The 6000-nt window shown below is 67.0% G+C and carries 6 protein-coding genes; 5 read left to right on the top strand and 1 reads right to left on the bottom strand.

Annotated features, from left to right (window positions below):
• Positions 1–883, top strand: an 883-nt coding sequence (locus QNJ67_15425) for an ATP-binding protein (GenBank protein MDJ0610366.1), incomplete at its 5' end; no start/stop codon positions are given.
• 74 nt (positions 884–957) lie between these two features.
• Here the strand turns inward: QNJ67_15425 and mazG are convergent.
• On the bottom strand, positions 958–1764 hold the full coding sequence (gene mazG, locus QNJ67_15420) for a nucleoside triphosphate pyrophosphohydrolase (GenBank protein MDJ0610365.1): 807 nt from the start codon (positions 1762–1764) through the stop codon (positions 958–960).
• A gap of 105 nt (positions 1765–1869) precedes the next feature.
• On the opposite strand from mazG, the gene QNJ67_15415 reads away from it, so the two are divergent.
• The 4 genes from QNJ67_15415 to QNJ67_15400 all read left to right on the top strand — a co-directional run bounded on the left by QNJ67_15415 (position 1870) and on the right by QNJ67_15400 (position 5993).
• The gene (locus QNJ67_15415; GenBank protein ID MDJ0610364.1) at positions 1870–2637 is read left to right on the top strand and encodes a DUF6065 family protein; all 768 of its coding nucleotides are present in this window, start codon (positions 1870–1872) and stop codon (positions 2635–2637) included.
• Between the two features lie 249 nt (positions 2638–2886).
• The gene (locus tag QNJ67_15410) at positions 2887–3621 is read left to right on the top strand and encodes a hypothetical protein (GenBank protein MDJ0610363.1); all 735 of its coding nucleotides are present in this window, start codon (positions 2887–2889) and stop codon (positions 3619–3621) included.
• 74 nt (positions 3622–3695) lie between these two features.
• Complete coding sequence (locus QNJ67_15405; protein MDJ0610362.1) at positions 3696–5642, top strand: ABC transporter substrate-binding protein; 1947 nt, start codon at positions 3696–3698, stop codon at positions 5640–5642.
• Positions 5643–5807: 165 nt separating this feature from the next.
• Complete coding sequence (locus QNJ67_15400; protein MDJ0610361.1) at positions 5808–5993, top strand: hypothetical protein; 186 nt, start codon at positions 5808–5810, stop codon at positions 5991–5993.
• Positions 5994–6000: the final 7 nt, after the last annotated feature.

Here is a 6000-nt window from a genome sequence, read left to right as displayed (position 1 = left end):
GGTGACCAGGCTTCGCCCGCGGGCCATACGCTGGGCCTGGCCGAGCATACTCTCCATGGTGCTGATGGCCGGCGTGATCCTGGTCGTCGTCATCCTCATGCTGCGTCGGATCACCCGTCCACTGACCGCGCTGTCCCTGGCCGCCGAGCGTCTTGGCCGCGGCGAGTCCGTGGATCCCCTGCCGGAGACCGGTCCTCGCGAGATCCGGCAGAGCACCGCGGCCTTCAATCAGATGCAGGAACGTCTTTCCCGCTTCATCCGTGACCGCACTACGCTGCTGGCGGCGATCAGCCACGACCTGCGCACGCCGATCACGTCGCTGCGTCTGCGTGCGGAGCTGGTGGACGACCCGGAGACCCGGGAGAAGCTCCTGGACACACTAGAGGAAATGCAGCGCATGACCGAGGCGACCCTGGCCTTCGCCCGCGAGGAGGCCTCCGAGGAGGCGACCCGGCCGGTCGATCTGGCCGCGCTCGTCGAGAGCCTCTGCGCCGACTTCGCCGACATGGGCAAGCCCGTCACCTTCTCGGGCGCGGGCAAGACCCCCTATGCCTGCCGTCCGACCGGCCTGAAGCGCGCACTCAGGAACCTGATCGAGAACGCCTTCACCTACGGCGAGCGGGCAGGGGTCTCGCTCGAGTCTGCGCCCGAGGGCCACAGGATCCGGATCGAGGACGACGGCCCCGGCATCCCGGAGGCGGAGATCGAAAAGGTCTTCGCCCCCTTTGTCCGGCTCGAGGAATCCCGCAGCCGCGAAACCGGCGGGATCGGACTGGGGCTGGCGATCGCCCGCTCCATCGTCCGCGCCCACGGCGGCGAGCTTACCCTGGAGAACAGCCCGGAGGGCGGCCTGCGCGCCAGCGTGTTCCTGCCGAAAGACTAGCGGGGGAAGCTCGGGCGGCCGGGGCGTGGATCGTCCGCAGATGGCCGCGCAATCCGGGCCCAGCCAGCGTTGCCTTAGCCGCCGTCGGTCTTCTTCGTGGCCTGCCAGGCCTCTTCCATCGCCTCGAGCGGGACGTCCTTCAGGCCCTCGGGAAAGGTCGCCTCGACCTGCTGGAAGCGGCCTTCGAACTTGCGGTTGGTGCCGCGCAGCGCCTCTTCGGGGTCGATGCCCAGGTGACGCGCCAGGTTGGCCACGGCGAAGAGCAGGTCGCCGACCTCGTCGGTCAGCCGCCCGGCGTCCGAGCCGTTCTCTATTTCCTTTTTAACTTCAGAGAGTTCTTCGTCGATCTTGGCAAAGACCTGAGCCGCCTCTGGCCAGTCGAAGCCGACCCTGGCGGCGCGCTTCTGCAGCTTTTCGGCGCGGGTCAGGGCGGGCAGGGCGAGGGCGACCCCGTCGAGCACGCTGGCCGCACGGCCTTCGGCCGCGGCCTTGCCGTCGCGTTCCTTCGCTTTGGCCTCTTCCCAGTTCGCGGTCTGCGCGGCGGCCGATCCGACCTCGTCGTCGCCGAAGACGTGGGGGTGGCGGCGGATCATCTTGTCGGCGATCGTCGCGGCCACGGCCTCGAAATCGAAGGCGCCGGCCTCCTCGGCCATGCGCGCGTGGTAGACCACCTGCAGCAGCAGGTCGCCGAGCTCCTCGCGCAGCGCCGGCATGTCGGCGCGGGCGATCGCGTCGGCCACCTCGTAGGCCTCTTCGATGGTGTAGGGCGCAATGGTCTCGAAGCTCTGCTCGATGTCCCAGGGACAGCCGCTTTCCGGATCGCGCAGCCGCGCCATCACCTCGATCAGCAGGGCGGTCTTGGGGCAGGTCAGGGCGCTCATGATGGCCGGGAGAATACAGATGCCGCGCCGCCCGGCAAGCCGGACCCTTGATGCAAGGGACCGATGCGCGTTAAGTGGACCGAAGGGCAGGGAGGAACCGCAACCTTGAGCGATCCGCTGATCAAGTTCCATCAGGTCATCCCCGGCGCGCCCGCGCCGCGGCGCGCGGATCCGACCCTACTCGGCTCGATCCCGCTGCGCGCCCACCAGTTCTGCGAGCCCTTCATCGCGGCCTCCGGCTTCGGCTGGTACCTCTATCCGCCGATCGACTTCTCTCTGATGTGGGACGGCACCGCCATCGTCTGGCGGCCCCGCGGCGAACAGCGTTGGCGCGTCCTGGAGACCGCGGCCGTGCCCGGCTTCCCGGAACATTACCAGGCCGCGGCGCCCCAGGACGGGTCGGCGCCCAATCCTTTTCCTTTCCTCATCGCCATCCGGGAGCCCGGAATCATTCAGCTCTGGACCGGCTGCATGGCGCGCACGCGCGAGGGCTGGGTCAGCCTGGTGCGCGCGCCGGCCAACCTGCCGGGCAAGGCGGGCTACGAGGTGCTCGAAGGAATCGTCGAGACCGACTGGTGGTTCGGGCCGATCTTCGCCAACCTCAGGCTCTACCAGACGGGCTATCCCGTGCGCCTGCAGAGAGGCCAGCCGCTGTTCCAGCTACAGGCGATTCCCCGCGAGGCCCTGGACGACAAGGCGCTCAACGACTTCGAGGTGCTCGAGGGCCTGGAGCACTTCACATCGCGGGAATGGGAAGACCTCTCCAAGGCGGTCAGGCTGCGCGGCGAGAGCGACGACAAGGCCGGCGGCTACCGCCGCGAGGTTCGCCGCCGGCGCAAGGAACGAGAAGGCTCAGACCCGGAGAAGGGCTGAAGGAGCGCCTGCCCCAGGCCGCTCCAGTTCGCGTATAATATATATTATGAGAAATATTGTCGGATGGCTCAGAGAGAGCCCCGCGGTCGGAACGCGGTCCTTGCGACCGCTGGAACTTGGGTTTGCCGAACACGACGGCCTCACCTACACAGATGCCTCATGGACCGCGCGCAAGGAAGCAAACCCGGGAACGCCATCAGGATCGTCGGTCGCGATTCGCTCGGCCGTCACCGCATGCTGAGCGCGGACATGGAAGCGCGACAGATCGAGGCCGTCGGGTCGCTGGTTGCCGGCGCCTTGGCCGAGGTTCGTCCAGAGGCCGCCGAACGCGCCCGAAACGCCGTCACGGCCTTCTACGCGCTCTACGATGAACGGCCGGTCGAGGACAACAAGGGCGGCAGCGGCTTCAACGACAGCCTCTGGCTCTTCGTCGTGGCGTCCGTGCTGCAGCTCGAGGTCATCGTCGAGAGCGGCGTGTTCAAGGGCCACTCGACCTGGCTGCTGCGCCGGGCCTGTCCCGAGGCCGAGATCCACTGTTTCGATCCGGAACTCGGCAACCTGGTCTACCGCGACCCCGGAGCGCGCTATCACGCCGGCGACTGGACCGAGGTCGAGATCGCCGTGACGGGCCGCCGGTCCCTGGCCTTCTTCGACGACCACATGGATCAGGGCCGCCGCGTGCTCGAGGCCCAGGAGCGCGGATTCCGTCATCTGCTGTTCGATGACAACTTCCCGGCCATGAACCTCTACGCCACGGGCCACCCGCCGCTGCCCAGCCTCGCCATGATCTTCGACGAGAGCCTGCCTGAAGCGGCCGAGCTTTCCTGGGTGCGCAACGGCAAGGTCTACGAAGCCACGCTCGACATGACCGCAAGAAAACGGGTTAAGTCATTGATTAAATTATATTTCATACTCCCGGACTTGGCGCCGATGACGCGCTACAGCCCGGGCTCTGGTCTTACGCTCGTAAAGCTGTTTGACTAAGGCCCGTGTGGGGGCAAGGAGCAACGGGCCGCGGCGGTAACGCGCGCCGGGAAAAGCAGGGAGTCCGTCACTTGGTGCCAAATAGGATTCGCCGGATCGGCTTTCCGGGACTGGCCGCCGTGGCCGTTCTGCTGGCCCTGACGCAGGTCGCCGGCGCCGCGGTCGAGGTCTACGAATCTCCGGCGGCACCCACCGACCTCCAGCTGCGCGAGACGCCCTTTTTCGCCGAGCAGGTCTCGGCGCGCGCCCTGCCCCCGGTATCGGCCCGCCTGCCCCGCGAGCCCCACTTCACCGCCCTTCCCGACGGTCCCGGGCGCCCCGGCGGTGAGTTGAAGATGCTGATCGGGCGGAGCAAGGACACACGCCTCCTGTCGGTCTACGGCTACGCCAGGCTGGTCGGCTACGACGCGAACCTTGAACTGGTGCCCGACATCCTCACCCGGGTCGAGGTGCGCGACGGCCGCGATTTCATCTTCACCCTGCGCAAGGGCCACCGCTGGTCAGACGGCGAGCCCTTCACATCGGCGGACTTCCGCTTCTACTGGGATCACGTCGCCAACAACGAGGCGCTGTCGCCGACCGGGCCGCCCCGGGTGCTCCTGGTCGACGGCGAGCCGCCCGAGGTGGAAACGCCGAACGAGGTGACCGTTCGCTACACCTGGTCCAAGCCCAATCCCTTCTTCCTGATCGCGCTGGCCGGCGCGCGGCCGCTCTTCATCCATCAGCCGGCCCACTATCTGAAGCAGTTCCATGGCGATTTCGCCGAGGAAGAGGCGCTGGCCGCCAAGCTGAAGGCCTCGAAGGCGCGCAACTGGGCGGCGCTCTACCGCCGCAACGCCCGCCAGTACCGCTTCAACAACCCCGACCTGCCGACCCTGCAGCCCTGGGTCAACACCACGGCCCCGCCGTCCCAGCGCTTCGTGGCGGTGCGCAACCCCTTCTATCATCGGGTCGACCAGAAGGGTCAGCAACTGCCCTACATAGACAAGGTGATCCTCCAGGTCGCGGGCGGTGCGCTGATCCCGGCCAAGACCGGCTCCGGCGACAGCGACCTCCAGGCCCGGGGGCTCTCCTTCAGCGACTACACCTTCCTGAAGGCGGCCGAAAAGCGCAGCGGCTACCACGTGCACTTGTGGCGCACGGTGCGGGGTTCCGCGGTCGCGCTCTATCCCAACCTCAACGTCAACGATCCGGTCTGGCGCGAGGTGGTGCGCGACGTCCGCTTCCGCCGCGCGCTGTCGCTCGCGACCGACCGGCACGAGCTCAACCAGGTGATCTATTTCGGCCTCGGTCTCGAGGGCAACCAGTCGATCCTGCCGGGCAGCGCCCTCTACAAGCCGAACTACCGGGGCTCCTACGCCGAGTTCGACCCCGACAAGGCCAACGCCCTGCTCGACGAGATGGGCCTGACCGAGCGCAACGGCGACGGACTGCGCCTGCTGCCCGACGGGCGGCCCATGGAGATCGTTGTCGAGACCGCCGGCGAGAACACCGAGGAGGTCGACCTTCTGGAGTTGATCCACGATTCCTGGCTCCAGGTCGGGATCAAGCTCTACAGCCGGCCGTCCCAGCGCGAGATGCTGCGCAACCGGGTGTTTGCCGGCGAGACCCTGATCACCATGTGGTTCGGCTACGAGAACGCGGTGCCGTCGGCCCAGATGAGCCCGGAGGAGTTCGCGCCGATCCATCAGCACAGCTATCACTGGCCGAAATGGGGCCAGTACCACGAGACCAGCGGCAAGGCGGGCGAGCCGGTCGACATGGCCGAGCCGAAAGAGCTGATGGCGCTCTACGACCAGTGGCGGAACGCCAGGTCGCGCGCAGAACAGGAAGCGGTCTGGCACAAGATGCTGAAGATCCACGCCGAGCAGGTCTACACGATCGGGCTCGTTGCCCAGATCCCGCAGCCCGTGGTGGTGTCGGACCAGCTGCGCAACGTGCCGGAGGAGGCGCTGTTCAACTGGGATCCCGGGGCCCAGTTCGGCATCTACCGGCCCGATACTTTCTGGCTCGATCAATAGCGCTGCCCATCTCAGGTCGAAGCGGCTCTCGGGGGACCGAATAGCCGACTTTTGACTCGTTGCCGTTCACGGTTAACTTCCTTAATATTTACCTCTTGTTAACCGAGACTATCGGGTTGCCCGTGTTCCTCACGGGCGGGGTATGGGGAATATTGGGAGGTCGTGATGCAGGTACGCAGAGCATCGGAGATCCTTTCGCTCGTGGCTTTCTCGGGCCTGGTCAGGGGGCCGTCTTGGGCCGAGCAGGTCTTCGACAAGCCGGAAGCGGAGGATGAAGGTGTTAATCCCGAGCCGCGGCGCCGGGAGCCCAGGTTCTTTCCGCCGGAGACGCCCTGCGAGGGCAGCTGCTGAAGCCCGG

It is taken from the genome of Kiloniellales bacterium (genome assembly GCA_030064845.1).
Lineage (GTDB): Bacteria > Pseudomonadota > Alphaproteobacteria > Kiloniellales > JAKSDN01 > JASJEC01.
Note: the sequence above shows the minus strand (reverse complement) of the source record. Positions and strands in the feature narration are given on the sequence as shown.